Origin of the sequence: Sphingobium sp. DEHP117 (assembly GCF_030867385.1) — a bacterium.
Taxonomy (GTDB): Bacteria; Pseudomonadota; Alphaproteobacteria; order Sphingomonadales; family Sphingomonadaceae; genus Sphingobium.
In genome coordinates, this window is record NZ_JAPFBJ010000001.1 from 375903 (window position 1) to 402366 (window position 26464).

General features: G+C 62.0%; 24 protein-coding genes and 3 pseudogenes. 10 read left to right on the top strand and 17 right to left on the bottom strand.

The genetic code is table 11. The annotated features are described in order from the left end of the window. Positions 1 to 110 precede the first annotated feature (110 nt). On the top strand, positions 111 to 2456 hold the full coding sequence (locus OOT33_RS01855) for a hypothetical protein (protein ID WP_307748277.1): 2346 nt from the start codon (positions 111 to 113) through the stop codon (positions 2454 to 2456). A 195-nt stretch (positions 2457 to 2651) separates the two neighbouring features. Here the strand turns inward: OOT33_RS01855 and OOT33_RS17840 are convergent. Then, positions 2652 to 2777, bottom strand: a pseudogene (locus OOT33_RS17840) (HIT domain-containing protein); the annotation flags it as partial. Between the two features lie 121 nt (positions 2778 to 2898). Here OOT33_RS17840 and OOT33_RS01865 point away from each other — a divergent pair. Together OOT33_RS01865 and OOT33_RS01870 are read left to right on the top strand one after the other, a co-directional pair. Further along, complete coding sequence (locus OOT33_RS01865) at positions 2899 to 3876, top strand: HWE histidine kinase domain-containing protein (protein WP_307748280.1); 978 nt, start codon at positions 2899 to 2901, stop codon at positions 3874 to 3876. Positions 3877 to 3890: 14 nt separating this feature from the next. After that, entirely contained in the window at positions 3891 to 4223 is a 333-nt protein-coding gene (locus OOT33_RS01870) for a response regulator (protein WP_307748281.1), read from the top strand. A 43-nt stretch (positions 4224 to 4266) separates the two neighbouring features. Here OOT33_RS01870 and OOT33_RS01875 read toward each other — a convergent pair whose 3' ends face one another. From OOT33_RS01875 to OOT33_RS01890, 4 genes are all read right to left on the bottom strand, one after another. Continuing rightward, positions 4267 to 4644 carry an HIT domain-containing protein gene (locus OOT33_RS01875; protein ID WP_307748282.1) on the bottom strand — a complete coding sequence of 126 codons (378 nt, stop codon included), beginning with the start codon at positions 4642 to 4644 and terminating at the stop codon, positions 4267 to 4269. Between the two features lie 55 nt (positions 4645 to 4699). Next, complete coding sequence (locus OOT33_RS01880) at positions 4700 to 5020, bottom strand: phosphoribosyl-ATP diphosphatase (protein WP_307748283.1); 321 nt, start codon at positions 5018 to 5020, stop codon at positions 4700 to 4702. A gap of 77 nt (positions 5021 to 5097) precedes the next feature. Further along, the gene (locus OOT33_RS01885) at positions 5098 to 6246 is read right to left on the bottom strand and encodes a diguanylate cyclase (protein ID WP_307748284.1); all 1149 of its coding nucleotides are present in this window, start codon (positions 6244 to 6246) and stop codon (positions 5098 to 5100) included. Between the two features lie 106 nt (positions 6247 to 6352). Next, positions 6353 to 7228: a LysR substrate-binding domain-containing protein gene (locus tag OOT33_RS01890; RefSeq protein ID WP_307748285.1), complete on the bottom strand. Its 876-nt coding sequence runs from the start codon at positions 7226 to 7228 to the stop codon at positions 6353 to 6355. A gap of 362 nt (positions 7229 to 7590) precedes the next feature. On the opposite strand from OOT33_RS01890, the gene OOT33_RS01895 reads away from it, so the two are divergent. Next, on the top strand, positions 7591 to 8238 hold the full coding sequence (locus OOT33_RS01895) for a methyltransferase domain-containing protein (protein WP_307748286.1): 648 nt from the start codon (positions 7591 to 7593) through the stop codon (positions 8236 to 8238). Here OOT33_RS01895 and OOT33_RS01900 read toward each other — a convergent pair. Continuing rightward, on the bottom strand, positions 8173 to 9396 hold the full coding sequence (locus tag OOT33_RS01900; protein ID WP_373690514.1) for a phosphatidylserine/phosphatidylglycerophosphate/cardiolipin synthase family protein: 1224 nt from the start codon (positions 9394 to 9396) through the stop codon (positions 8173 to 8175). The two genes, OOT33_RS01895 and OOT33_RS01900, sit on opposite strands and share 66 nt — an antisense overlap. A gap of 129 nt (positions 9397 to 9525) precedes the next feature. Here OOT33_RS01900 and rpoZ point away from each other — a divergent pair, with 129 nt between their 5' ends. Next, positions 9526 to 9867: a DNA-directed RNA polymerase subunit omega gene (gene rpoZ, locus OOT33_RS01905; protein WP_307748288.1), complete on the top strand. Its 342-nt coding sequence runs from the start codon at positions 9526 to 9528 to the stop codon at positions 9865 to 9867. Between the two features lie 223 nt (positions 9868 to 10090). Here rpoZ and OOT33_RS01910 read toward each other — a convergent pair whose 3' ends face one another. Together OOT33_RS01910 and OOT33_RS01915 are read right to left on the bottom strand one after the other, a co-directional pair. After that, positions 10091 to 11380: an adenylosuccinate synthase gene (locus tag OOT33_RS01910; RefSeq protein WP_307748289.1), complete on the bottom strand. Its 1290-nt coding sequence runs from the start codon at positions 11378 to 11380 to the stop codon at positions 10091 to 10093. Positions 11381 to 11713: 333 nt separating this feature from the next. Further along, a complete protein-coding gene (locus OOT33_RS01915) occupies positions 11714 to 12427 on the bottom strand; it encodes a dienelactone hydrolase family protein (RefSeq protein ID WP_307748290.1) in 714 nt (237 codons plus the stop codon). 131 nt (positions 12428 to 12558) lie between these two features. Between OOT33_RS01915 and gpmA the strand changes: the two genes are divergently transcribed. From gpmA to OOT33_RS01935, 4 genes are all read left to right on the top strand, one after another. Next, positions 12559 to 13245 (top strand): 2,3-diphosphoglycerate-dependent phosphoglycerate mutase, encoded by a 687-nt coding sequence (gene gpmA / locus OOT33_RS01920; RefSeq protein ID WP_307748291.1) that lies wholly within the window; start codon positions 12559 to 12561, stop codon positions 13243 to 13245. 96 nt (positions 13246 to 13341) lie between these two features. Then, a complete protein-coding gene (locus OOT33_RS01925) occupies positions 13342 to 14850 on the top strand; it encodes a YifB family Mg chelatase-like AAA ATPase (RefSeq protein ID WP_307748292.1) in 1509 nt (502 codons plus the stop codon). 23 nt (positions 14851 to 14873) lie between these two features. Then, complete coding sequence (locus tag OOT33_RS01930; protein ID WP_307748293.1) at positions 14874 to 15317, top strand: DUF805 domain-containing protein; 444 nt, start codon at positions 14874 to 14876, stop codon at positions 15315 to 15317. A gap of 79 nt (positions 15318 to 15396) precedes the next feature. Beyond that, positions 15397 to 15636 carry a hypothetical protein gene (locus OOT33_RS01935; RefSeq protein WP_307748294.1) on the top strand — a complete coding sequence of 80 codons (240 nt, stop codon included), beginning with the start codon at positions 15397 to 15399 and terminating at the stop codon, positions 15634 to 15636. Between the two features lie 24 nt (positions 15637 to 15660). Here the strand turns inward: OOT33_RS01935 and OOT33_RS01940 are convergent, their stop codons facing one another. The 4 genes from OOT33_RS01940 to lepA all read right to left on the bottom strand — a co-directional run bounded on the left by OOT33_RS01940 (position 15661) and on the right by lepA (position 20419). Beyond that, on the bottom strand, positions 15661 to 16071 hold the full coding sequence (locus OOT33_RS01940) for a polymer-forming cytoskeletal protein (protein ID WP_307748295.1): 411 nt from the start codon (positions 16069 to 16071) through the stop codon (positions 15661 to 15663). Then, complete coding sequence (locus tag OOT33_RS01945; RefSeq protein WP_307748296.1) at positions 16061 to 17269, bottom strand: peptidoglycan DD-metalloendopeptidase family protein; 1209 nt, start codon at positions 17267 to 17269, stop codon at positions 16061 to 16063. The genes OOT33_RS01940 and OOT33_RS01945 overlap by 11 nt, the downstream gene beginning before the upstream one ends. A 217-nt stretch (positions 17270 to 17486) precedes the next feature. Beyond that, positions 17487 to 18617 (bottom strand): aminotransferase class I/II-fold pyridoxal phosphate-dependent enzyme, encoded by a 1131-nt coding sequence (locus OOT33_RS01950; RefSeq protein ID WP_307749269.1) that lies wholly within the window; start codon positions 18615 to 18617, stop codon positions 17487 to 17489. After that, a complete protein-coding gene (lepA, locus tag OOT33_RS01955) occupies positions 18614 to 20419 on the bottom strand; it encodes a translation elongation factor 4 (RefSeq protein ID WP_307748297.1) in 1806 nt (601 codons plus the stop codon). The genes OOT33_RS01950 and lepA overlap by 4 nt, the downstream gene beginning before the upstream one ends. Positions 20420 to 20576: 157 nt before the next feature. Between lepA and OOT33_RS01960 the strand changes: the two genes are divergently transcribed. Next, a complete protein-coding gene (locus OOT33_RS01960) occupies positions 20577 to 21347 on the top strand; it encodes a penicillin-binding protein activator LpoB (protein WP_373690478.1) in 771 nt (256 codons plus the stop codon). A 62-nt stretch (positions 21348 to 21409) separates the two neighbouring features. Here the strand turns inward: OOT33_RS01960 and OOT33_RS01965 are convergent. The 5 genes and pseudogenes from OOT33_RS01965 to OOT33_RS01985 form a co-directional block, all read right to left on the bottom strand. Next, positions 21410 to 22741, bottom strand: a pseudogene (locus OOT33_RS01965) (EAL domain-containing protein); the annotation flags it as partial. 2 nt (positions 22742 to 22743) lie between these two features. Then, positions 22744 to 22920 (bottom strand): annotated as a pseudogene (locus OOT33_RS17845) (MerR family transcriptional regulator); the annotation flags it as partial. Between the two features lie 60 nt (positions 22921 to 22980). Continuing rightward, positions 22981 to 23277, bottom strand: a complete 297-nt coding sequence (locus tag OOT33_RS01975; protein WP_307747996.1) for an integration host factor subunit alpha — start codon at positions 23275 to 23277, stop codon at positions 22981 to 22983. Between the two features lie 288 nt (positions 23278 to 23565). Continuing rightward, positions 23566 to 24921 carry an IS1380-like element IS1247 family transposase gene (locus OOT33_RS01980; RefSeq protein ID WP_006473457.1) on the bottom strand — a complete coding sequence of 452 codons (1356 nt, stop codon included), beginning with the start codon at positions 24919 to 24921 and terminating at the stop codon, positions 23566 to 23568. A gap of 68 nt (positions 24922 to 24989) precedes the next feature. Next, complete coding sequence (locus tag OOT33_RS01985; RefSeq protein ID WP_307748300.1) at positions 24990 to 26339, bottom strand: diguanylate cyclase domain-containing protein; 1350 nt, start codon at positions 26337 to 26339, stop codon at positions 24990 to 24992. Positions 26340 to 26464: the final 125 nt, after the last annotated feature.

Sequence of the window (26464 nt, forward strand, 5' to 3'; positions counted from 1 at the left end):
CCTCGCTGCAGGACTGGTCTAGACACCCATTTTCCTACATCAAAGCAATCGCTTACACCACTCCCGCCAACCCTTCTGACCAAGCCCGATGAATAAGCCGGGCTAGCGTTTTGACAAATAACGGCCAGCGTTTGGATATTGCCGCTGGTTTCTATGCTATTGCTTATGATTGGACAGACAGCACCAACCTTCGAAATACTGTGATCAGCTATCGCGGCACAGACACAACACTTTCCACTGCGTCGTACGATGAATTTTTGCAAAGCCCTCTTATCAAGGATGCATGGAACGGGTGGGCATTAGGTGCAGGGTATGCTGGCGCAAGCCAGGGAGGACTGGCTCTCTCATTCTATCATAGCGTTTTCAATGCCGCGGATGAGAATGGCAATATCATCGTTGATGGAACTCAGGGAATAGTACTGGGTCACTCCCTTGGTGGAGGACTAGCTGGTTTCGTTGCATCGAACGCTTACACAGGAAGCAACCTAATTGCATACGGTTATGATCACATGCCATTCGGCGTGGCGGCATGGGCACAGGCAATAACTGAGGCGTTTGTAGATGCAGTCGATTCCTTATCGCTGGATCTGAATTCTGTAGTCAATATCATGAATGGCAACCCGTCGTTGGTTGATTTTGTGAATGCCTCGCTAACGGTGAGTGACTTTGTCATCGCATTTGCCTCAGCAGTTGTTGATCATGCCCCGCGCTTTTCCAACTTTTACGGCATCCACACGGAGGGAGAGGTGCTAACGTACGTTAGGGATGGTTTAGCCCAAGTGTTGATTGGTGACATCGCGGGAACGGTCCTCTCTGCCTTGCAACAGCCAGGCCTAGCACTGCTTGTTCAAGCAGCTGGCTTAGCATTAGGTGGAGGGACAGTTGCGCTTGAGGCCTTGTTACCCGCCCAGTCTGAACTGAGTACCTTCGGTGCCTTCGATTTGTTCACGGACACCGTTCAATTGCATAGCATGGCATTGCTCACGACGCTGGAATATGCGGATAAGCAATGGCCATCAGAAAGCGGCGCCCATAACACTACAGACTGGCAATACGCTGCCGCAGATGTTCTTCCGGCCATTATGGATGAAGAAGTTGCATCCGGCCTTAATAGGCAAAAAGATGTAACTGGCGCGGCTGAAGCCGGGGATCAGCTTGCTACAATCATTGCCTATTCCGCCATTGATCAGGGGACGATGCCGTTCGGAGATACTGGCATACGTGCCCTCTTCGACGATGCAAGCGACCTCGGCAAAACAATAGACCCCTTGAACACTTTGGCACCTCAGTCGCTAATTGCAGGCCGAACTGGAATTGGCCGTTTCATAGCAGAATACGCAGGCTTCCTGGCCACCAACGGCGTTACTCAATCCTCCAACCCCTTAGCCATAGATGGCGTGCTGCACGCTATTGCGGCGACAGGGAGATTCGCTCATACGCTGGAACTGGATTTTACAAGCACGACATGGTCGATTGATGGGACCGCGCACGAAGTCGTGACACGTGACGACGTCGTGACAAGCCTACTAAACGGCGACGGCAACGGCTCCTCGATTTTGACCTCGATAGATCAATGGTATTCCATAAATGTTGGTGTCGGTCACACGATAGAACAGGATATCGATCGCATCAGCATTGGTCTTTCCGGAACCGGTAAATTGGCGTCGGCTGTCGGCGCAGGCATATTGATGCAGGTCCTCAGCGACTCGGGCAACAAAGCCGTATCAACGACTGGCACAGATTTCATTCTAGGAGGAGAGGCAGACGATACCATCACCGGCGGCGGCGGTAGCGACATCCTGATTGGCGGCGGTGGCAATGACGCACTCAATGGCAGCAGCGCCAGCGATTATCTGTCTGGAGGAAGCGGGGATGATATTCTGCATGCGAATGGTGGCAAGGATTCTCTTTTCAGCGCGAGCGGCTATGACATCCTCTATGGCGATGGCGGAAGGGATATACTGACTTTCGATGGTGGGACAGGAGTAGCAATAGGCGGGCTAGGAAACGATCGGATCGACCCTACAAGGGCATCTGCGTTCATCCGGGTGGAATATTATACGGGCGATGGATTTGATAAGATAGTTCAAGACCTTGAGGGAATAGATGTTAGCTCACTACAGTTTGACGCAGACGGGAACATTCCTGACATGCCTATTACCAAAGCGTATGTTGACTTTATGGATTTGGCAATGGGGGAGGTGAATCTGGTTTGGGATGCAAGTATAACTGATAGTCTTTCAACAACAACTGGAAGGCAGTTCGATCTTTTGACTGGACACATGATCATCGAGTCGCGATCAGGCACTAAGCTGGTTGACATAGGTGAAGCTGTTGGAACGATGTATCATAACGACATGACCACGCTGTCATTCCATAATATTGCAGGCCTTCATTTTATTGATGGTTACTTTGATTATAACGAGGGAGCCAACGGTGGAATTGTCCTGATCTAGGTTGAGACGATTGTACTGATAGGGAAGGTTTGATCTCGGCGCCTGCCAATGTGCGCACCCACCATTTGTAGCCTCAAGACTCCTAATTCAGTCTATCCCTTATTTATTGCCTCCCGAATCCTACCTAGCCGGAGCGTTCAGCAGCGGGACCCCGGGTCAGTGACTTCAGGCGAGAGATCGCAGCGGACATGCGCCTCAGCGCGCCAGCATCGGGCCCAGCGGCGTGTCTGCGAAGAGGTGGACGTGGAGGTGCGGCACTTCCGGAAGGGCGTCCGGGCCGATATGGGCGAGCAGGCGATAGCCGGGCTGAACACGCCCCGCCGCGTTTCTTCGGGCCTTGGCTGCATCGAGCGGCAGCTCATGCTGACACAATATCGCTTGACCGATGGGAACCACTTCGAAAGTAAATGCTTTTGGTGAGGAAACGTGGCACCCAGAGTTCATGGCAAGTTTCCAGGCAAATATCACAGAGGTTCAGTTTCGCGCGCTGGCGAACTCGATGCCAAACCTCGCGTGGATGGCTGACCCCGATGGGTGGATAAACTGGTATAACGACAGGTGGTACGAGTATACGGGTACGACGCCGGAGGAAATGGAAGGCTGGGGGTGGCAAGCCGTTCATCACCCTGACGTGCTTCCGGAGATGCTGGAGCGCTGGACGGCGGCGCTCCATTCGGGCGAGACCTTCGAGATGACCTTTCCGCTCCGACGCGGGTCCGATGGTTCCTTCAGGACATTCATGACCCGGGCCGAGCCATTGCGAGAGAATGGCAGGATCGTCGGCTGGCTCGGGACGAACACGGACATCACCGAGCAAGAACGAACGCGCGAGCGGCTGCAACTGGTCATTCAGGAGCTTAACCACCGCGTGAAAAACATGCTGGCGACGGTTCAATCGATCGCGCACAGCAGCTTCGCATCGGTTGACGGGGCCGCCTATGACACCTTTGAACGCCGGCTGATCTCGCTTGGCAACGTCCACGAATTACTCACCCGGCAACAATGGTCCGGCGCTGATCTGAGAGAGCTGGTCCAGGGGCAGATTGCAAGCTTCGACCAAAGTCGGTTCAAGCTTTCCGGCCCGGACGTGCTGGTCGAGCCAAGGATAGCCGGGCCATTGGCGATGACATTGCACGAACTGGCCACCAATGCAGTCAAATATGGTGCCCTGTCGAACGCCACCGGCACGATCGACATAGGGTGGACAACAGAAACTGACATCAATCGCGAGATGCTCATCCTGAACTGGACAGAGCAAGGGGGGCCGGTTCCCCACCCGCCGGAACGGGATGGCTTTGGCCTGAGAATGATAAAGCGCGTGCTATCGGGCGATCGAGGGTCTGTCATCAACCATCAGTTCGCTCCCGGCGGTGTTCGCTTCATGGCGCGGCTGATACTGAGCAACCTGCCTCACCGATGAGCGGGCTGCGCGTCTTGATCGTCGAAGACGAAGCCGTGATCGCCATGTTGGTGGAGGATGCGGTCGAGGCGGCTGGGCATAGCGTCGTCGCCCAGGCGAGCAATATCAGCGATGCAATGGTCACTGCCGCGAAAGCGGATTTCGACGTGGCCCTGCTGGACCTGAACCTCAATGGTCAGAAGGCGCATGGAGTGGCCATGGTCATCGAGTCACGCGGCAAGCGCTTTGCGTTCGTGACCGGCTACGGCGACGATGGCGTCCTGGCAAAATTTGCGCATGCACCCGTCCTCAGCAAGCCATTCTCCTTCGGGGATGTTGCAGCGATCCTGGACAAGCTTGCGTCTTAGAGGCTGCGGGGATTCAAGGTGGGGGCTGCCACAGGCTTTCGCCTCAGCGCGCCAGCATTGGCCCCAGCGGCTTGCCTGCGAAGAGGTGGACGTGGAGGTGCGGCACTTCCTGATGCGCGTCGAGGCCGATATTGGCGAGCAGGCGGTAGCCCGGCTGGACATGCCCCGCCGCCCGCGCCACTTCGCCAACCGCGCGCACGAAACCGGCAATCTCCTCCGTTGAGGCACTGGCCGAAAAATCGTCCCAGCTCACATAGCGGCCCTTGGGGATGACGAGGATATGGCTCGGCGCCTGCGGGTTGATGTCGTGAAAGGCCAGCGCCCATTCATCCTCATAGACCTTGGTGCACGGGATCTCGCCGCGCAGGATCTTCGCGAAGATGTTGGCATCGTCATAGGGCAGGGTAGGGTCGATAGGCATGTTTGTCTCCATTTCGGCTCCTGCGCGGTCGGGTGGAGGAGCGGGCCGGTGCGGATCAGCTCCCGGATCGTGCCGCTTTTTCGGCGAGGCCGGAAAGCCCCTCGCGCCGCTCAAGCTCCGCGCGGATATCATCGAGCGAGAGGCCCATGTCGGCGAGCAGCACGGCAAGGTGGAAGACGAGGTCCGCGCCTTCCTTGACCACCTCGGCGCGGTCATCCGCCATGGCGGCGATGACGGTCTCGACCGCTTCCTCGCCCAGCTTCTGCGCGATCTTGGCGCGGCCCCTCGCTGTCAGCTTCGCAACATAGCTCGACTCCGGATCGGCCATGCGGCGGGCGCGGATGGTTTCCTCAAGGCGGTCAAGAGCGTCGGTCATGCCTCAAGCTCCTGCCACATCTGCCCCGCGATGGGCAAGCGCGACTATGATGCTGTTGACCGACCGGCGGACGAGCGTCAGTCGACGGCGACCGAGCCCTTGGCCATATAGACGCGGTTGCGGCCATGCTCCTTGGCGAGGTAAAGCGCCTGGTCGGCGGCTTTGAGGGCATCGCGCGGATCGGGATAGGCGAAGGCATCCGCCACGCCGCCCGAGAAGCTGACCTGGTTCATGCGCTCGCCCGAGTTGCGATCAACCAGATTGCGCGAGGCAAGGTCTGCGCGGGTCTGATCCACAATCTCGCAGGCTTCTGCGGCGGTCTTGCCACGGAACACCATCACGAACTCCTCGCCGCCGTGGCGCGCGACATGGCACTTCTCGCCCGAAATCTTGGCGAGCAGCGAGCCGACGAACTTCAGCACCCGGTCGCCGGTGTCGTGGCCGTGGGTGTCGTTGATCTTCTTGAAGTGATCGATGTCGCAGAAGGCGACCGAGAGCGCTTCCCCGCTGGCCTGCGCCAGCGTCACTTCTTCCTTAAGGCGCGCCTCGAACGCGCGGCGGTTGGGTAGGCCGGTGAGGTGATCCTGCTCGGCGGCCTTGCGCGCCTGCTCCAGATTCTGTTGCAGGGCGCGGGTCTTCTTCTGGCTCTCGCGCATCTCCGCCTCGATCTGGCGCGACTTCTCGACCATCGAGCGGGTGAGGCCGATGAGCGCGGACACGACCTTTTCGGGCGAGGTCTCGCCGCCCATGTCCTTGACTTTCGCTTCGAGAGCCTCGCCATAGTCGGTAGCGGATGCCTGGGACTCGTTGGCCAGCTTGGTGAAGCGGGTAAGGTCTTCCTCGACTGTCGACAGCATGGTGCTGAGACCTTCGGCGGTCATCTCTCCGGCATGTCGCTCGGCGACGATCTGCTCAACCACGCCATTGGTGAGCTGGCCCTTTTCGGAAAGGATTGCGCGCACCGCCTTTTCGATCTGGTGATCGTTGCCGGTGAGATAATCGAGGGCAAGGCCAAAGTTGACGACCGTGAGATCTAGGTCATGCGCAAACAGGAAGGAGCCGATATCGTTGTAAAGGTCGCGGCGGCGATCGACCTCACGGCTGGAGCCGTTGCGGGTCGCCTCACGCGCGGTATTGTCAGGTGCCAGGGGAGCGCCGCCCTCCTCAGAGGACTTGCCCTTTGCCCAGCGCGCGATGCGCGTGGTCAAACCCGTCTGTGCGTTCATCTCATTGCCCATCTATATTCTGGTTCGCGTTCGCGCGTTTATCTAAGCAGCAGAGGGCAAATTTTTGGTTAATTCGACCTGGAATTACGCGATTTTCCGCGATTTTTCACACGTCGTGATTCACCAGCCAGTCATGGAAAATCTTGACTGCGCGGTTCTGAAGCGCCTTGGGGCGGCAGACGAAATAGTAGCGATAACTACTCTCAATCTCAAAATTTAGAACCTTTTCAATGCGTTCGTCGTGAGAGTGAGTGAAATGGCTGGCCAGCATGGCGGCAATCCCCAGCCCCTGCGCTGCGGCTTCGAGCATCAGCGGCCCTGAGTCGAACGTGTCGATACTCGCGGGTTCGAGCTGCGGCACCCCCATCGCCTGTTTCCATTCGTCGAAGAGAGTCGGCATGTCCCTGTGGATCAGCAGCGTATGGCTGGCGAGATCCTCTGGCCGGTTTACGGGATGCGCCCGCAAATGATCGCGCCCGCCCACCAGAAAAGCCGACTCGCGGCCGAGATCGTGCACATGGAGCGTGGGGTCGGGATCGCGACTGAGTATGATCGCTGCGTCTATCCCTTCGCCCAGCCGCGTAATGGCAAGCGGCGTTGTCTCGATATCGATGTGCAATTGTGGAAATGCCTGCCGCAATTCGCCCAAAATCGGCAAGAGTCGCTGCGATGCAAAAAGCGGCAAGACCGCAAGCCTGAGCCGAAGTTGGTTCCCGCCGCTGATCAGCTTGTCCACGGATACTGCAATGGAATCGAGCGCGGGGGCAATTTCGTTAAGCAGCGCAGTGCCGTCTGCGTTGATCTCGAGCGCCTGGTGCTTGCGATCGAACAGGGGGCGGCCGACATAGCGCTCAAGGCTTTGAATTCTGCGGCTTAGCGCCGGTGTGGACAGCGCCAGTTCCTCTGCCGCAGCTTTGACCGAACCAAGTCTCGCAACCTGAATAAAGGCCTCAAGGGCCGTCAAAGGGGGCAGTCGCCGCATTTTTCCTCGTTATTGTTTCAAATCTTCCCCAGCGAACATGCCCGAAATGTCTGTCTTCGACAACTTAAGATCCCCGTTAGCCATCAAACTTCATGGATTGTCGGTTGCATATTTTGCAACCGGGGGCATCACATTTCGCACTTGCAAAAATTTTGCTGCGGATGCACAAAGAACCTGCCTTTCAGGCATCCTCTCCTAAAACTTTCCAGGGTCAGCTTCGGCTGGCCCTTTTTTTGTTCCGGTGGTGCCGGGGAACGCGATGGGGAAATTGGGCGTTTATCGCAGCGCTGTCGCGCGCTAGAGTTTTCAGCTATGCGCGGGCCGGATGTCCGCACTCATTGCTACAGGTTTGCCCTCGCACCATGCACAACCTCTCCGAAAAGCTCATATTCCTCACCCAGTTTCTGCGACATCCCAAGATGATCGGCTCCGTAATCCCTACTTCGCCACGGGTGGTGGATGCGTTGCTCTCAAGGGTGGATTGGGACGAAACGCGTCTGTTCGTGGAATATGGGCCGGGGCTGGGAACGTTCACCCGGCCCATCCTGGCTCGCATGCGGCCTGATGCGCGTCTGGTGGCGATCGATACCAATCCCGCTTTCGTGGCGCACCTCCGGCATTCAATCGTCGATTCGCGGCTGGAGGTGGTGCATGGCTCCGCTGCGGATGTCGAGGAGATAGTCGGGACCAAGCGGGGAGGGATGCGAGCGGATCATATCCTCTCTGGCCTGCCTTTCTCCACGCTTCCGTCGGGCGTGGCGGAGCTGATTGCAGAGGCGGCCTCGCGGGCGCTCAAGCCCGGTGGCTCGTTGCTGGTCTATCAATATTCGAGCCAGTTCGCCCGTTTCCTTGAGCCCTGGTTCCCCCAGATAGAGCTTGGGCGGGTGTGGAAGAACGTGCCGCCCTGCGTGATCGCGCAGGCGAACGTCGCGCCCGCGCCCGGATCAGCCAGGCAGGTTGAGGCGGCGGGTGATCTTGTAATCAAGAACTCCCACAAGAAAGTAGCTTAGCCAGCCCTTCAGCAGCCGCAACGGCGAGCGGCGCGCCCGGTGGACAGCGGGTGTGATAGCCTCACTGTCATCTGCACATGTGTCGATAAAGCCGCGCATCCGGTCTGCGAACGCGGCGTCCTGAATGCGGAGCATCAGCTCCAGATTCAGGAACAGGCTGCGCATGTCGAAGTTCGCGGAGCCGATATAGACGGCATCGTCGATGACCAGAAGCTTCATGTGCAGGCGGCAGGGCTGATATTCGTATATCTGGGTGCCGGCGCGAAGCAGCGGGCCATAAAGCAGGCGGGCGGCAGCGATAGTGGTGGTGTTGTCTGACTTTGAGGCCAGAACAAGGCGCACCGCGCCGCGCCGTGCCACACGTTTAAGCCGCGCCAACATGCTGTTTCCGGGGGTGAAATAGGCAGCGACGGTATCTACGCGGCGGGCATGCTCCAGATCGGCGCGCACCGTGCGCGCCCACGGGCTGAGCCGATAGGTCGGCCCGCCGATCAACCAGCGAAACTGGCCTCTCGCGTCACGCCAGGCCATAACCATCGCGCGCAGATGCCGGAATCGCTGGCGCGTGCCGGAGACCCAGTGCCACAGCACATCGTACCAGCGGATCAGCGTGGCCACCTCCGGACCCTGGATGCGAAGGCCCAGATCGTGCCAGCAATCGCCTTCACGCTCGCCGAAATAGCCGTCCTGCACGTTGAAACCGCCGATGATGGCGCGGTCTTCATCAGCGATCGCCATCTTCTGATGATTGCGGATCAGCATCTTGGTCGACCAGCTCGCGCCGAACCAGCCGATCTTGCCCCCTGCGCGTTCGAGCGGCTCAAAAAAGTGCCGGTTTGTCTCGATACTGCCGAAGCGGTCGACCATCAGGGTTACGTTTACACCGCGGCGCGCCGCGCGGATCGCCGCCGCCAACACACGCCGGCCGCTCTCGTCTGAGGCAAACATGTAATAATGAAGGCGCAGCCGGGAGCGGGCGCTGTCGATCAGTTCGATCAGCATTTCGAGGCAGCCCGGACCATCGCCGCGCACATGCAGCCTGTTCTCGCCCACAGCATGATCTATGCGGAACGGCCGCGTCTCGGGATCGACGCATGGGGTGGCGGCGGATGCGTTATCCATGTCCGCACTGTGCGCGCTGAGGCTCGACTGATCCAGATAATTCATTCCGAGCGTCAGAATGCGCGAGGTGCACGGTGGGTTCCGCCCGTGCGATGCAGGCAAATATTGACTCAATGTCACGCGGTTGCTAGGGCGCGCGCTCATCTCATTCGTTCAGGAGGCCCGATGGCCCGCGTTACTGTCGAAGATTGCGTCGACAAGGTTCCCAATCGCTTTGATCTCGTCCTGCTCGCCGCCCAGCGCGCGCGCGAAATTTCTGGCGGAGCCGAGCTGACCGTGGATCGTGACCGCGACAAGAACCCTGTCGTGGCGCTGCGCGAGATCGCCGAAGAAACCGTGCTGCCGCAGGATCTGCATGATGCGCTGGTGGGCGATCTTCAGAAGGTCCGCATCGACGACGATGACATGCCGGATGAAATCGGCAACATCGCCCAGTCGGCAGAGGCGCTGCGCCTCACTGCGGCAGCTCCGCCGCGCAACCAGAACCTCGGTGGCGACTACGACTAAACCATAAAGCCGCCGCTTCCCAAAAAAGGAATAACAGGAGGGGAGGAAGGCCCGGACGCTCGCAAGAGCGCCGGGCCTTTTCCATTGTGGAACTATCCTGTGCCGCCAGCGCTTATGATCTGACCCGCGCAGGAGATGAACATGGGAAGAGGCTGTTTGCTTTGGCTGCTCGGGGTGCCGATCCCCGTGATCATCCTGTTGTATATCTTCTTCTTCAGATAGCTCAGTCCGCGAAGGGATCGGTCACCAGGATGGTGTCGTCCCGCTGCGGGGATGTGGACACCAGCGCCACCGGGCACTCGATGAGCTCCTCCACCCGCTTGATATATTTGATCGCCTGCGCGGGGAGGTCAGCCCAGCTGCGCGCGCCCGCCGTCGTTTCCTGCCAGCCAGGCATGCTCTCGTAGATCGGTTCGACCCTCGCCTGATCCTGCGGGTGGGGCGGCAGATAATCGAAGCGTTTGCCATCCAGCATGTAGCCGGTGCAGATCCGGATTTCCTCGAACCCGTCGAGAATGTCGAGCTTGGTGAGGGCGATGCCGGTAATGCCCGATACGGCCGCCGACTGGCGCACCAGCACGGCATCGAACCAGCCGCAGCGGCGCTGGCGCCCGGTGTTGGTGCCGAACTCGTGGCCGCGAAGCCCAAGCGTCTGGCCGATCTCGTTATCCTGCTCGGTCGGGAAGGGACCGGAGCCGACGCGCGTGGTATATGCCTTGACGATGCCGAGCACGAAGCCCGCGCCCTTGGGGCCGAGCCCGGTACCGGAGCTGGCGGTGCCCGCCACGGTGTTGGAGCTGGTGACGAACGGGTAGGTGCCATGGTCGACATCCAGCAGCACGCCCTGCGCGCCTTCGAACAATATGCGGTCGCCGCGCTTGCGCGCTTCGTTGAGTGTCACCCACACCGGTTTGGCATAGGGCAGCACGAAGGGGGCGATGTCCTTCAGATCCGCCAGCAGGCGGGCGCGGTCGACAGGCGGCTGGCCGAACCCGGCGCGCAGCGCGTCATGATGGGCGCAGAGGCGCTCAATCTGCGGCTCCAGCGCGTCGAGATGCGCAAGATCGCAGATGCGGATGGCGCGGCGGCCAACCTTGTCCTCGTAAGCAGGGCCGATGCCGCGCCGGGTGGTGCCGATCTTGCCCGCGCCGGACGCATCCTCGCGCATGCCGTCAAGGTCCCGGTGGATGGGGAGAATGAGCGGGGCCGTCTCCGCCACATGCAGCACTTGCGGAGTGATCGAGACGCCCTGCTGCGCGATCTTGGTCACCTCGTCGCGGAAGTGCCAGGGATCGAACACCACGCCGTTGCCGATGACCGAGAGCGTGCCGCGCACAACGCCGCTGGGAAGCAGGGCGAGCTTGTAGGTCTTGTCGCCAATGACGAGCGTATGCCCGGCATTATGCCCGCCCTGAAAGCGCACGACACAGCTTGCCCGCTCGGCCAGCCAGTCGACGATCTTGCCTTTGCCCTCATCGCCCCACTGGGCGCCGATCACGGTTACGTTGGCCATTGGATATAGGTCTCCACCCTGCCGGGGAGCACCCGGCGCGCCCTTCGACAGGACTCGGCACGCGGGCTGGATTCAGGCCGGGCGGTAGGCGCCCGAGGATGCGGGCGGCGGATTAGCCGCACAGCATCCCCCCGTCAAGGCTTGGCCGGCACGAACCCGCTGTACCGGAAAAAAGCGGGATCCCGGATCAAGCCTTGCCGCGAAAAGCTGAATGCTTTTCCGGGCAAGGCCAAGTCCGGGATGACGGCAGGAACGAGGTTCCGAATCAAAACACTTCCGAGAAGAAGTCCTGATTCCTTACAGGATTTCCGAGAAGAAATCCTGCGCCTTCATTTAAAGGATTTCCGAGAAGAAATCCTTCATGGCCTGCCAGCTGCGCCGATTGGTGTCGGGCTGGAAGCCGAATGTCTTGGCGTCGTCCATTGGCATATTGTCGGCGGTGAAGGCATGGCCGGTGTGGCCATAGGCGATCAGCTGCCAGTCGACGCCCCCGTCGGTCAGTTCCCTGGCGAGAGCGTTCATCGCTTCAGGCGGGCAGAGCGGGTCGTTCCAGCCGTGGCACACCAGCAGCTTCGCGGTGATCGCCGCATTGGGGAAGGGCGGCGCGTCATAGACGCCGTGGAAGACCACGCCGCCCTTGATGTCCGCGCCAGCGCGCGCGAGATCGAGCACGCATTTGCCGCCGAGGCAAAAGCCGATCGCGCCCAGCCTGTTCGCATCCACGCCCGGCAATTTTTTCAGCTCTTCCAGCGCACCTAGCAGCCGGTCGCGCATGACCGCACGGTCAGCAACCAGTTCCTGCATCAGTTGTCCGGCAGATTCCATGTCCGTGGCGCGCTTGCCCTGGCCATAATAGTCGACCACCAGCACCTTGTAGCCCAGCATCGCCAAGACCTCTGCCTTGTCGAAGTCCCACTCCTTTGTGCCCATGAAATTGGGGAAGAGCAGCAGGCCGGGCTGGCTGCCCGCGTCTGGATCATAGACCGCCATCGATTCAAACGGGCCGCCGGGGCCGCCATGAAGGAGGGTTTTCTGCTGGATTGCCATCACCGAATCTCCTGACACTGTTCCTATATGGCGCGGGGTTTTCCATAATGCTCGCGGTGGCGCAAGTTGCATGTCCCGATTTTCGCGCTATGGAGGCGCCCATCCTTCCCTAGCCCGGAGCGCCCGTCCTCATGCCCACCCTCGTCCTCATCCGCCACGGCCAGTCCGCCTGGAACCTCGAAAACCGCTTCACCGGCTGGTGGGACGTGGATGTGACCGAGAAGGGCGCGGAGGAAGCGCGCGCGGCGGGGAGGCTCATGCGCGACAAGGGGCTGGATTTCGACTGCTGCTTCACGAGCGTGCAGACGCGGGCGATCAAGACGCTCAACCTGGCGCTGGAAGAGATGGGCCGCCTGTGGCTGCCGGTTGAGAAGGACTGGCATCTGAACGAGCGCCATTATGGCGGCCTGACCGGGCTGAACAAGGCGGAGACCGCCGCCAAGCATGGCGACGAACAGGTTCACATCTGGCGCCGCAGCTTTGATATTCCGCCCCCGCCGCTCGATGCTGGTAGCGAGTTTGATCTCAGCAAGGACCGCCGCTATGCGGGCATCGCCATCCCCGCGACCGAGAGCCTCAAGGACACGATTGCCCGCGTGCTGCCCTATTGGGAGGGCAGGATCGCGCCGGAGCTTAAAAGCGGCAAGCGCGTGGTCATCTCCGCTCACGGCAATTCGCTGCGCGCGCTGGTGAAGCACCTCTCCAATATCCCGGACGACGAGATCACCAGCCTTGAAATTCCGACCGGCCAGCCGATCGTCTATCAGCTCGACGAGGCGCTTAATGCCACGGATCGTTATTATCTGAACGAGCGGTAATCGAGCACCGCGGTTAAAATAACTCTCGACTCCGCTCGCCACCCTCGCGATAAGAACAAAAGAGGCACAGGGCGGGGCAAAGGGGGCACAAGCGGCGTGATCGCCACGGTATCGACGGTCGCCTATCTGGGGCTGGAGGCGCGCGCGGTCGAGGTGCAGTGCCAGATGGTCGCCGGGCTGCCCAACCTCATCGTCGTCGGGCTTGCGGACAAGGCGGTGTCCGAGAGCAAGGAGCGGGTGCGCAACGCGATTGCGGCCATTGGCCTTGCGCTGCCGCCCAAGCGCATCACGGTCAACCTATCGCCGGCGGACCTGCCCAAGGAAGGATCGCATTACGATCTGCCAATTGCACTGGCCGTGCTGGGGGCGATGGGCGTGATCGATGCCGAGGCGCTCTCGCATTATGTCGTGGTGGGTGAGCTGGGGCTGGATGGGCGGATCGCGCCTTCGCCCGGAGTGCTGCTCGCCGCGCTGCATGCGGGCGGGCTGGATATGGGGCTGATCTGCCCGGAGGCGCAGGGGGCGGAGGCCGCGTGGGCAGGCAATGTCGAGGTGATCGCCGCGCCGAACCTGCTGGGGCTGATCAATCACCTGAAAGGGCAGGGCGTGCTGCGCTCGCCGGAGCCGGGAGCAGTAGAGGCGCGCGCATCCGGCCCGGACCTGCGACAGGTGAAGGGGCAGGAAAGCGCCAAGCGCGCGCTGGAGATTGCGGCGGCGGGCGGGCATAACCTGCTGATGAGCGGCCCGCCGGGCGCGGGCAAATCCCTGATGGCGGCATGCATGCCCGGGATATTGCCTGAGCTGACGCCCGCCGAGGCGCTGGAAGTTTCGATGGTCGCGAGTGTCGCGGGGACTCTGGAAGGCGGGCGGATGACACGCGCCCGACCGTTTCGCGCGCCGCATCACAGTGCGTCGATGGCGGCGCTGGTCGGCGGCGGGCTGAAGGCGCGGCCGGGCGAGGTCAGCCTCGCGCATCTGGGTGTGTTGTTCCTCGACGAGTTGCCGGAGTTTCAGCGTGCGGTGCTCGATAGCCTGCGCCAGCCGCTGGAGACCGGCACGGTGACGATCGCGCGAGCGAACAGCCATGTCACTTTCCCTGCGCGGGTTCAGCTGGTGGCCGCGATGAACCCGTGCCGTTGCGGTCATCTGGCGGATGCCAGCCAAGCCTGTTCGCGCGCGCCGCGCTGTGCGGCGGACTATCAGGGCAGGCTCTCCGGCCCGCTGCTCGACAGGATCGACCTGCATGTCGATGTCGCGGCGGTGAGCGCGGCGGACCTCACCCTGCCGCCGCCCGCCGAGGGATCGGCCGAGGTCGCGGCGCGGGTGGCGCGGGCGCGGGCGGTGCAGACCCAGCGTTATCAGGATCACGGCATCCGCACCAATGCAGAGGCCGATGGCGAGGTGTTGGAGGCCCATGCCGCGCCGGACAGCGAAGGGCGGGCTCTGCTGGAGCAGGCGGCGACTGCGATGCGGCTTTCCGCACGCGGCTATACGCGGGTGTTGCGGGTGGCGCGCACCATTGCGGATCTTGGCGGCGCGGCGGAGGTGAGCCGACTCCACATTGCCGAGGCTTTAGCTTATCGTCGGGCCGCGCCGATGCGGTAACGGCGCATGACAGGAGGACGCCTATGAACTGGATGACCCTGCCCCTTAAACGCTATGCCCAGTTTTCCGGCCGGGCGCGGCCCAAGGAATATTGGATGTATGCGCTGTTCCTGTTTCTGTGCATGATAGCGATCAGCATCGTGGAAACTATACTCGGCCTCGGCAATACGCGCGAATGGGCCTATCGCAGTGGGTGGAACATGGCAGCCGGCGCGCATCACGAAGGAGGGCCACTGTTCGGCCTGTTCGCGCTCGGCACCTTCATTCCTTCAATCGCCGTGGCAGTACGGCGGCTGCACGACACCGATCGGTCTGCCTGGTGGTTGCTGCTCGCGTTCCTGCCGGTTGTGGGCTGGATCTGGCTGTTCGTGCTGATGGTGATGGGCGGCACGCGGGGGCCGAACCGCTTCGGGCCGGATCCGGTGGAGGCGGGTGAGGGTGCCGCTGATGCGCGAGGTTATGATTAAATTAACCATTTGTCGCAAACGCGGGAACGAGTTTCCAATATTCCAGTTGATGCCGGGACTCATGTGTGAGGAGGACCGCATGGCTGAGTTCCGTACTTACGTTAACGAACCGAGACGCAAGGTTATCTGGGAGCAGGAACCGGAGAATAACGGGAGTGGGGGAGCAGTGATGCTCGTCATGTTGCTGCTGATCCTGGCGATCGGCACCGTCTATTTCCTGTGGGAGGCGAGCAACGCCGAGGCGCGCGCGCATGAGGCTGCGCTGGCGTCGGGTGCGCGAACGGTAGCTGTGGCTGCTGATATGCCAGCAGCCCGGTAAGGCTGCCTCATTGCTCGAAGATGGTCAGGCGGTGGCGCTGCCAGCCGCTTGTGTGCCCTCGCCGCTGACGAGTTTCAGCTCGGTGGCCACGGGAGCAGTCGCTGCGGAGCCTGCGCCCCTGCGATGCGTGAAGCGGCCGTCCACCTGGCTGCCCGGCGCGACGGTGATGCTTTCATAGGTGACGTCGCCCGCTATCCGCGCGCTCGCCTCGATCACAAGCTCGCCCACTGTGATCGCGCCCTCGATATGCCCGGCAAGCCGCGCGGACAGGGCGGTGATACTGCCCTTGATGCGGCTCTCTGCCCCCTGCACGAGCGAAGCGCAGGCGATGTCTCCCTCTACCTGGCCGTCGATATGCAGGTCTGCCCCGGCGCGGATGTCGCCTTTTACCGCTACGTCGGCCCCCAGGATCGAAAAGGTGGCCTTACCCGACATTGCGGCTCTTGGCTGTGACGGAGCGGACGTGGCCGATGCGTTGCTTGGCGATTTGCTGGACTTGGAGAACATCTTGTCGAACCTCCAGAAAGCGGGTGGGGTTGATGGGGTTGCCGTTGACGCGGACTTCGAAGTGCAGATGAGTGCCGGTCGAGCGGCCGGTGGACCCCATGCGGGCTATCGCATCGCCGCGCGCGACCTGAGCGCCGGGACGGACGCCGAAGCGTGAGAGGTGCGCATAGCGGGTGAGAATGCCGTGGCCATGGTCGATTTCCACCACATTGCCATATCCCGGCCGCCCGCCGACATAGACGACGCGGCCATTCGCGGCGGCGAGTATCGGCTGGCCATAGCTGCCGGGGAAATCGACCCCCGCATGGAAAGCTGCGTGGCCGTTGAACGGATCCCGCCGATAGCCATAGGAGCTGGTCAGCACGGGGCTGGCGGTGGGGCGGCCCGAGGGGATGGCGGCGAGGCCCTGCTCCAGCGCATTGAGGCGGTCGAACGAACGGCTGAGCGTTGCGAGCGCGGCGTCGTCGTTGGCGCTGTCGTCCGCCCAGGGCACGAAGGGACCACCACGGCCGGTGCGGGCGCCGTTGGCAATCTGTGCCGGGTTGAGGCCGAAACTGCGGATCGCGGCTTCCGCCTTGGCGGCGCGCTGATCGATCAGCATGGCGAGACGGCGGGCGAACTGGGTCTGCCGATTTTCAATCGCGCGCAGCTTGCCAACGGCGGCGGCAGGATTGGCAGGCGCGGCAGACGCGTCGCTCAGCTTTTTTGCACCGGGCTTGTTGGCGGCGGCAGGCTCTTCCTGCGGGCCGACCACGTCTGCGGGATTGGCGACGGGGCCGAACTGGCTGCGCACCATGTCGTCCAGAGCATTCTGGCGCCGGTCAAGATCGGCCGCGATATCGTTGACGGAGCGCTTGAAGAAGTTGACGCGGCGGGCCTCCGCAGCCACAGCCTTCGCCTTGGCGTCCATCGCCGCCTGTGCGCCCGCGACGCGCGCCTGGTTGAACAGCATGGCCGCGCTGGCGGCGAGCCAGAGCAGTGCCACGGCGACCACGAGCGAAACTATGGTGATCTGGACGGTGCGGCTGATGCGGAAGAAGCGAACTTCGCCTCCGCTGCGGAAGAAAACTTCCTTGTCCGCAAAGATCCTGCTCAGCCACTTTCGCGTGTCCCGAAGGTGGCTCATGCCGATACTGTTCAAGGTGGTCCCGTCCGCTTGCTGCCCCACAGGTAGAGCGGTGCGGGTACCAAAGGACGTGCGACGAATCGAATCCGGGGCGCGGAGTCGGGTCGGGTCGGGTGAATCGTGCGACGAGTCGAGTACAAGAGGTCGGATCGGACCTATTTTCCGTAAAGCATAATGGCGAAGGACAGTTGCGACTCGGGATAGCGCGAGTCGAAAATCACCGCCGCGCGGCGAACCAGGGTGTCATGCGCGCAATAGCGTCCCGCACCTCGGCAGTAGAGACCGCGAAGCTGAAACGCACAAAGCCGCGCCCGTTCACGGGGTCGAAATCGATGCCCGGTGCGGTAGCGACGCCGGTGTCCTCCAGCAGCTGAGCGCAAAAGGCGAGGCTGTCATCCGTCAGGTGCCGGACATCCGCGTAGATATAGAAGGCGCCATCGGGCGGCGCGATGCGCTCCAGGCCCAGATGCGGCAGCGCGTCGAGCATCAGCTGTCGGTTGGTGCGATAGGCTTCGACATGATCCTCCAGTTCTTCTCTGCAGTCGAACGCCACCAGCCCGGCATGTTGCGCGAGCGAGGGCGGCGTGAGGAACAGGTTGCCCATCAATGCGCGGGTCTTCGCGGTATATTCCTCCGGCACGATTAGCCAGCCGAGCCGCCAGCCCGCCATGCTGTAATATTTGGAGAAGCTGTTGATGATGAAAGCTGTGTCGTCCTCCTCGAGCGCGCTGGTGAGCGGGCCGACATAGCTCAGGCCGTGATAAATCTCGTCCGAGATCACCGTGATGTTCCGCTCGCGGCAGAGGCGCATGATCGCCGCCAGTTCGTCGGTGGGGATTACCGAGCCGGTGGGGTTGGCGGGGCTGGAGAGGATCACGCCATCGGGCGCGGGGTCGAGCGCGGCAAGCGCGGCGGCGGAAAGCTGGAAATGGGTGTCTGCGCCGCAGTCCACCTCCACCGGCTCCATGTAGAGCCCGCGCGTGACGTTGCGATAGGCGACATAGCCGGGCCGGGCGAAGGCGATGCGCGCGCCCGGCTCGAACCGGGTCGTGATGGCCAGCACCAGCGCGGGCGAGGCGCCGTTGGTGAGGAAGATGCGCTCCGGGTCGACCGTGCAGCGGTGACGCTCTGCATAGTAGCGCGCGATCCGGTCTTTGAGCGGCTGGCTCTCCCAATAGCCCATCGGGTCCTGATCGAGCACGCGGTGCGCTGCGGCGATGGCGGCAGCTGGTGCACCGGTCGAGGGTTGCCCGAACTCCATGTGGATGATCGAGCGGCCCTGCGCCTTCAGCTCATGCGCCCTGCGGCTGATCGCGATAGCGTGAAAGGGAGCGATCTCCCGGCTCAGCCCTCGTCTCCCATCCGCAATGCGGCGATGAAAGCCTCCTGCGGGATCTGGACCGAGCCATATTCGCGCATCCGCTTCTTGCCCTCTTTCTGCTTTTCCAGCAGCTTTTTCTTGCGGGTGATGTCGCCGCCATAGCATTTGGCGGTCACGTCCTTGCGCAGGGCCGCAATCGTCTCGCGCGCGATCACCTTGCCGCCGATTGCCGCCTGGATGGGGATCTTGAACAGGTGGCGGGGGATGAGATCCTTGAGGCGCTCGCACATGTGCCGCCCGCGCGCTTCCGCCGCGCCGCGATGGACTATCATGCTGAGCGCGTCGACCGGCTCGTTGTTGACGAGGATCTGCATCTTCACAAGGTCACCCTCGCGCGTGCCGATCTGGTGATAGTCGAAGCTGGCATAGCCGCGCGAGATGGATTTCAGGCGGTCGTAGAAGTCGAACACGACCTCGTTCAAGGGCAGCTCATAGGTGATCTGCGCCCGGCCACCGACATATGTGAGGTTCTTCTGGATGCCGCGCCGATCCTGGCAGAGCTTTAGCAGGCTGCCCAAATATTCGTCCGGCACATAGATCGTCGCCTCGATCCACGGCTCCTCGATGAAGTCGATGTGGTTCGGGTCCGGCATGTCGGCGGGGTTGTGCAGCTGGAGGATTTCGCCTTTCTGCATGTGGATGTCATAGACCACGGACGGCGCGGTGGTGATGAGGTCTAGATCGTATTCGCGGCTCAGGCGCTCCTGGATGATTTCCAGATGCAGCAGGCCGAGGAAGCCGCAGCGGAAGCCAAAGCCCAGCGCGGCCGACGTTTCCATCTCGAAGCTGAACGAAGCATCGTTGAGGCGCAGCTTCTGGATGCTGTCACGCAGCTTTTCGAAATCGTTGGCATCGACCGGGAACAGGCCGCAGAACACCACCGGCTGCACTTCCTTGAAGCCGGGGAGGGGCTTGGCCGCGCCGTTCTTGACCGTGGTGATCGTGTCACCCACGCGGGTCTGCGCGATTTCCTTGATCTGCGCGGTGATGAAGCCGATCTCGCCCGCCGCTATTTCCGGCAGCTGCTCGATCTTGGGCCGCATGCAACCGACGCGATCGACCAGATGCTCGGTGCCGCCGATCATGAACTTGATCTGCTGGCCCTTTTTCAGCACGCCGTTGACGACGCGCACGAGGATGACAACGCCGAGATAGGGGTCATACCAGCTGTCGACGAGCATCGCCTCCAGGGGCGCATCGCGATCACCCTTGGGTGCGGGGATCTTGGCGACGATGGCTTCGAGGATCTCGTCGATGCCGATGCCGGACTTCGCGCTGGCCAGCACCGCCTCGGACGCATCGAGGCCGATGACTTCCTCGATTTCGTCCTTCACCTTCTCCGGTTCGGCGGCGGGCAGGTCTATCTTGTTGATGACGGGCACGATCTCATGATCATGCTCGATCGACTGATAGACGTTGGCGAGCGTCTGCGCCTCCACGCCCTGCGCCGCGTCCACTACCAGCAGCGCGCCCTCGCACGCGGCGAGGCTGCGCGAGACTTCATAGGCGAAGTCGACATGGCCGGGCGTGTCCATGAGGTTCAACTCATAGGTCTCGCCGTTGCGCGCGGTATAATCCAGCCGCACGGTCTGCGCCTTGATGGTGATGCCGCGCTCTTTCTCGATATCCATGTTATCGAGCACCTGCGCGGTCATTTCGCGCTCGGTCAGGCCGCCGCAGCGCTGAATCAATCGGTCCGCAAGCGTGGACTTGCCGTGGTCGATATGCGCGATGATGCTGAAATTGCGGATATGGGAAAGGTCAGTCATGGAGCGCGCGAATAGCAGGGGCGGGCCATGCTGTCACGCCCTGCGGCATCATGGTGAACAAGCTTGAGATTTGGCCGCCTTGTGATAGACATCACCGCCGCAAAGGGTCCGCAGGGATAGCACAATTCAAACAGTTTTTGTGTGAAGGGATGGCATGATGCGTAAGGTCAAGGCGCTGGTTGGCGCGCTTTCGGTATTGGGGTTGGTATCCGCGCCGGTAATGGCGGCGGACAAGGGATCGTCCGGGCATCAGGCCCAGGAAAAGAAGCAGATGGAAATTCCCCGCTGCACCAAGAAGCTGGGCACGGTCGCCATTGTTGAGCCGGATACCCAGTGGTGGCGCGAGCTGAGCCTCGGAAGCCCCGAAGCAATCATCAAGTTGTTCGTGCAGCAATCCGGCTGCTTCACCCTCGTCAATCGTGGGCGCTCGATGATGAACCGCAACATGGAGCGGGCGATGGCGGATGCGGGCGAGCTTCAGGCCGGATCGAACCTCGGCAAGGGTCAGGTCAAAGCGGCCGATTATTTCCTCCAGCCCGATATCGTGACGACCAACAACAATAGCGGCGGCAACAGCTTTGGCGGCATGCTCGGCGGCATGCTCGGCGGACGTCTGGGCGGCGCGCTGCTCGGCGGCATCTCGATCAAGAAGAAGGAGGCGAACGTCACGCTCTCGCTGGTAAACGCGCGCACCACCGAAGAAGAGATCATGAGCCAGGGTTATTTCCGCAAGTCCGACCTGAGCTTCGGTGGCGGTGGCGGCCTGGGCTGGATGGGTGGTCTGGCCGCAGCGGGTGGCGGCGGCTATCAGAACACCGACATCGGCCAAGTGATCGTGCTTGCCTATCTCGACAGCTATACCAAGCTGGTGACCCAGATGGGCGGCCTGCCGGAAAACGCCTCGGCAGCCGCGCCCAAGGCGAAGTAACCGCGGTTTATATGTGAATGGAGACGCCCGGCCTTATCCGCCGGGCGTTTTGCTATGCGCAGTTAGCCTGCGAGACGCACCGGCGCGCCGGCTTGCACCTGACGCACGTCTATGGCCTGCGCGAACTGGACGCCCATGCGGTCGTCGACCGACCAGCGGGCAACCGCCTCGATCGAGAGACCTTCGGCAAGGTCGATCTGGAAGTGCGTTTCGGGCGGAACGTTCCACAGACCTTCGATCATCGCGCCGCCGGCGGAGATGTTGCGCACGCGGCCGATATAGCGTTGCCCCAGATGATGGATCGCGACCGAGCGCAGCATCGACTGGCGCGGCGGGCGGCTCGATTTGAAGCCGGAGGCGCGCGCCTCCATCCCGTCCTGGGCAAAGCGCAGGTTCACTTCCTCGCGCGCGCTGCCCTTGCCATAGATGAAGCCCTGTATCTGCGACACGCCGAGCGAGCGCACCAATTCCAGCTCGTCATGCGTTTCCACGCCCTCGGCCGTGGTGTCCATGCCGAGCGCGTTGGCGAGGCTGACGATAGACGTGATGATCGCGGCATTGCGGTTTCCTGCCGTCGCCGCGCCGCGCACGAAGCTCTGGTCGATCTTGATCTTGTCGAACGGCGCCTTCTTCAGATAGCCCAGCGAGGAGTAGCCGGTGCCGAAATCGTCTAGCGCGAGGCGCACGCCCAGAGATTTGAGCTGCGCGAACATCCGATCGGTCTTTTCGCCTTCGTTGATGAAGCAGCTTTCGGTGATCTCCAGCTCCAGCCGATGCGGGGCGAGGCCCGATGACGCAAGCGCGTTCATAACGATGCCTGGCAGGGCCGGGTTGGAAAACTGGAGCGGCGAGACGTTGACTGCGATGCGCGTTGTGCCCGGCCAGTCCGCCGCAGCGGCGCATGCGGTGCGCAGCACCCATTCGCCCAGCGTATTGATGAGCCCGGCATCCTCGGCGATCGGTACGAAAATGGCGGGTGAGACCGGGCCGCGTTCAGGGTGGTTCCAGCGCAAGAGTGTTTCGAATCCGACGATCTGGCCGCTCGTGGCGCTGACGAGCGGCTGATAGACCAGTTCGAGCGCGTCATCTGCGAGCGCCGTGCGCAGATCGTCCTCCAGCTTGCGGCGATCCTCCGCCTCGGCATGCATGACCGATGAATAGAAGCGATGCACGCCCCGGCCCGCATCCTTGGCGGCATAGAGCGCGAGGTCGGCATTGCGCACCAGCGCTTCGGCGGTGGTGCCATCATCCGGGCAGATTGCGATGCCGACGGATGCGCCGATCACCACCTGCGTATTTTCGATGACGTAAGGCTGAGAGAGCGCGGCGATGACCGCATCGGCGAGCACGGCGAGCTTGGCGCGATCGGCCCGACCGGGCAGCACGACCTTGAACGGTGGATGCGCCGGGCCAGCTCGACGTCGTGAGGCCGGTAATAGCGGCGATTGCCCGCGCGCTGGAGTGGGCGCAGCGCCGGAAAGCGCGTTTCCCAATAGCGCAAGACGTGCTGCGGAACATTCAGTTCAGCGGAAAGTTCGCCGATCGTGAGAAAGGCACCGGATTGCTTGGTCATGCCCCCACTTTACCGGGCAGGCCGATCTCGTCAATCGGTCAGCGCGCGCTGCCGCCTATATCAGGCCTTGGCAACGTGCTCGCGCATGATCTGGCTCGGCCGGAAGGTCAGCACCCGGCGTGGCGTGATCGGCACCTCTATTCCGGTTTTTGGATTACGGCCGACCCGCGCAGACTTGTCACGCAGCACAAAGGTGCCGAACCCAGAAATCTTGACGTTCTCGCCGCGCGCGAGCGCCTCGCACATCATGTCAAGTATGGACTCGACAATCCTCGCAGACTCCGCGCGGGACAGCCCCACTCTGCCGTTCAGGCTTTCCGCCAGATCAGCGCGCGTCAGCGTTTCTCTACCCCCCATGATATGGTTCTTTCTCTTCTTCCCACCTAGAATTGCGCACTTGATTCCCCAAGCGGATGCCTTTTGCCCTGCATTCCCCAAGTGGCGTGGCGTTTGAGGTGAAGATCGCCTGTATCCGAGCGCTAGACAAGGATTTTCTGCCGCAAGCGGCACCTGCGGTCGCGCAGACTGCTGGATCTGGACGGATCAGACCGCGAAGCCGCTGTTTCCTTGCCCAGGGGCGGCGTTTTTCAGCGCAGCGGACAGATCTGTCCAGCCGCTTTCGTTCAGTTTGAGCGTGGATCGCGATCATGCGCATAGCGGTGGCGCTCGCAATCGGCGGATAGCGGCGAGGATGGCGCGTACCATCGTGCCGGTGACAGCGACCTCGGCCAGCTGGAAGGTGATGGTGCGGGCGTGACGGACCACACGTGCCCCGATCTTGATCAGCTTCAGTTGCAGGCTGGTCAACGACCAGTCGGCCATGGCCTCGGGCAGCTCGATGCAGCGCAAGAAGGTGGCCAGGTTGTACGCCAGGGCGTGCAGTTGCAGCCGCACCTCATTGTCGCGGAACTTCCGGCACGACAGCCGCGTCCAGCGAAAGGCGTATTTGCCCTCTTTGATGTGCTGCTCGGCGGTGCCGCGCTGGTTGTAGAACCGCACCACCCAGTCCGGCTCCATCGGCAGGTTGGTGACGATGAAGCCGACACGCGGGAACAGTTCGCCCGGATGCCATTCGATCTTGGCGATCACCCGGCGTTCCTTGTCCCAGGACGCCGCCTGATACTCGAATTCCTCGAAGAACCGCTTGACCTTGGTCAGTGACGGCCGCCCGACAGGGCGCGTTAGCCGATGCGCGATCTTGTCCTTGAGGACCGCGTTTGCGGGCAGCCGGATGGCGTAGAAGAACCGCGCTTCTTCCAATCGCTCATAGATCGCCGGGATCGCGTAGGCAGCATCGGCCCGGAAGAACCTGCCACCAAGGTCGCGCTCCGCGTAGCGCGCAATGACGGGGTCGAGAACATCACGCCAGCCATCGGCGCTGTGGACGTTGCCATGGCGCAGGGCGCAGCGTTCCAGCATCCCGAACTGGTTGAACAGAAAGTTGGGGTGATAGCAGCTACAGTCGAAATGGCCATTCCAGGCGGACCCTTCCTGGTCGCCATGGGTCGGGCTGACCGAGCTGTCCATGTCCAGAACGATGTACTTCAGCCCGTTACGGTCATGGAACCGGTCGATCCATTGCCCGTTCAGGTCGGCCAGCGCGGCACGGTTCCCGGCCAGAGCCAGCGTCTCGGTCTCGAACCGTCCCATCTGCGATGCCGAGGCCGCTTGTGCATCGACCGCTCTGCCGCCGACAACTTGGCGCATGACCGGATCGCAGGCGAGACGGTTGGCGTCGTTGACATCCTCGTATCCGGCCAGCCGCCCAAAGACTGATTGCCGGAACAGGCCGTCGAGCCGATGGACCGTGTTCTTGCCAGAGCGAGTATCGCGCAGCGCCGCTGACGCCAAATCGGACAACCCGAGCGCGTCATCAAGCTCGCGCATCACCAGAAGGCCGCCGTCGGAACTGAGCTGCGTGCCGCGAAATTCCAGCCGCACGCGAGGGTCGAAATCCACCCGATCTGCCCGTTGCAAGCCCGCACCCTCTGGGTGATCCATGAAACGCGCCCCTCGCAGCCTTCAACACCATGTTTTATATAGGAAATATAATGGTCAGGACAGCGAAATCAGCGCCTTACTTGGGAAATGTGGGTGAACTCGTCTCCGCCCAGGCGACCGACCATCCCGCGCTCGCCCACGACATGCTTCAGGCGGCGACTGACTTCGCGCAGCAGCGCGTCGCCTGCCGGATGGCCCATCGTGTCGTTGACGTTCTTGAAGCGATCGAGATCGAGCAGGAACAGCGCGCATTCGCCGACGCCACCGCGCGCATCGATGACGGCCTGTTCCAGCGCCCGCTGCATCTGGACACGATTGGCGAGACCGGTGAGCGAATCGAACTGCGCGAGGCGCGTGACTTCGGCCTGGCTGCGCTTCATCTCCGTCAGGTCTGAACCGCTGCCGCGAAAGCCCTGGAACTGGCCATATTCGTTGATGACGGGTTGGCCCGAGAGCGCCCACCAGCGCTCATCGCCCTGGGTCGCGGCGCGCACGGCGACATCGGTGAAGGTGCTGCGCGAGGACAGATGATAGCCGAGCGTGCGGTTGCCTTCATGCTCGTCCACCGCGCCCAGGTTCAGCAGGTCGGTCAGCTTTTTGCCCAACAGCGCCCCATGCTCTGCGCCCAGCGAGCGTTCGAGTGTGGGCGAGATGTAGGTGAGAGCGCCGGCACGGTTGGTCTCCCAGAACCAGCCCCGACCGGCCTCCTCATAGTCGGTCAACAGCCGCTGCGCCCTCTGGCTGCGAACCTCGTTCGCCTGCGCCAAAAGATATCGGTGCCGTTCCGCCCGGGCATGAAGCAGCGTTGATGCGCCCACGCCCAATAGGATAAGGGCCGAAATCAGGTCTCTGCCGGGGGCGCCGAGGCTGACGGTACCGAGCGCCATCCCCAAGGCATATGCGAGCGCTGGGGCGCGGACATGACCGAACAGGCTGACCGCAATCACCGCCAGCGCCACCTGCCCGACGAAAGGCGTGAAGGCTCCGTCGGCCACACTTCTGGGAAGCGCTCCCAGCCACCATGCCGTCAAAAACGCTGTAGCGAGCGACAATGCGCACACGATCGCCATCTGTTGGGTCGGCCTGAGCCGCAGCAGAAGACCACGGGCCGGCAACAGCCACAGGCTGAGGCTGCAGAGCAGTGCCAATCCCAGAGGAAGAAGCACGCCTATGCTCGCCGAATCGATCAAGGCTGCTGGGCGGACCGCGCCCAGAATAACGCACAGCTGCGCCGCGATGAACAGCGGCCAGACCTGTGCGATGGCGCGAAGGTCCCGGGTTGTTAAGGGAGCTGCACCACCGTCCGCCGCCTCAGCCAGCCCTAATGCGGCGAGGAGTTCCGGCCTGCTGGCGGTTGACTCTGAGTCACTTGAGGGGCGGCGCGCGATCGACATGCCCGAATGCATGGCGCGAAACATTTACGATCCGGTTTATAGCGCGTGCGGATCGTCGCAACTCTAGGATTTTACATCCTGTTGCCGCCTCACGCGATTACCGCTTGCGGTGGCGTGAATGCGCTTTAGCATCACGCCAAAGAAGGTGG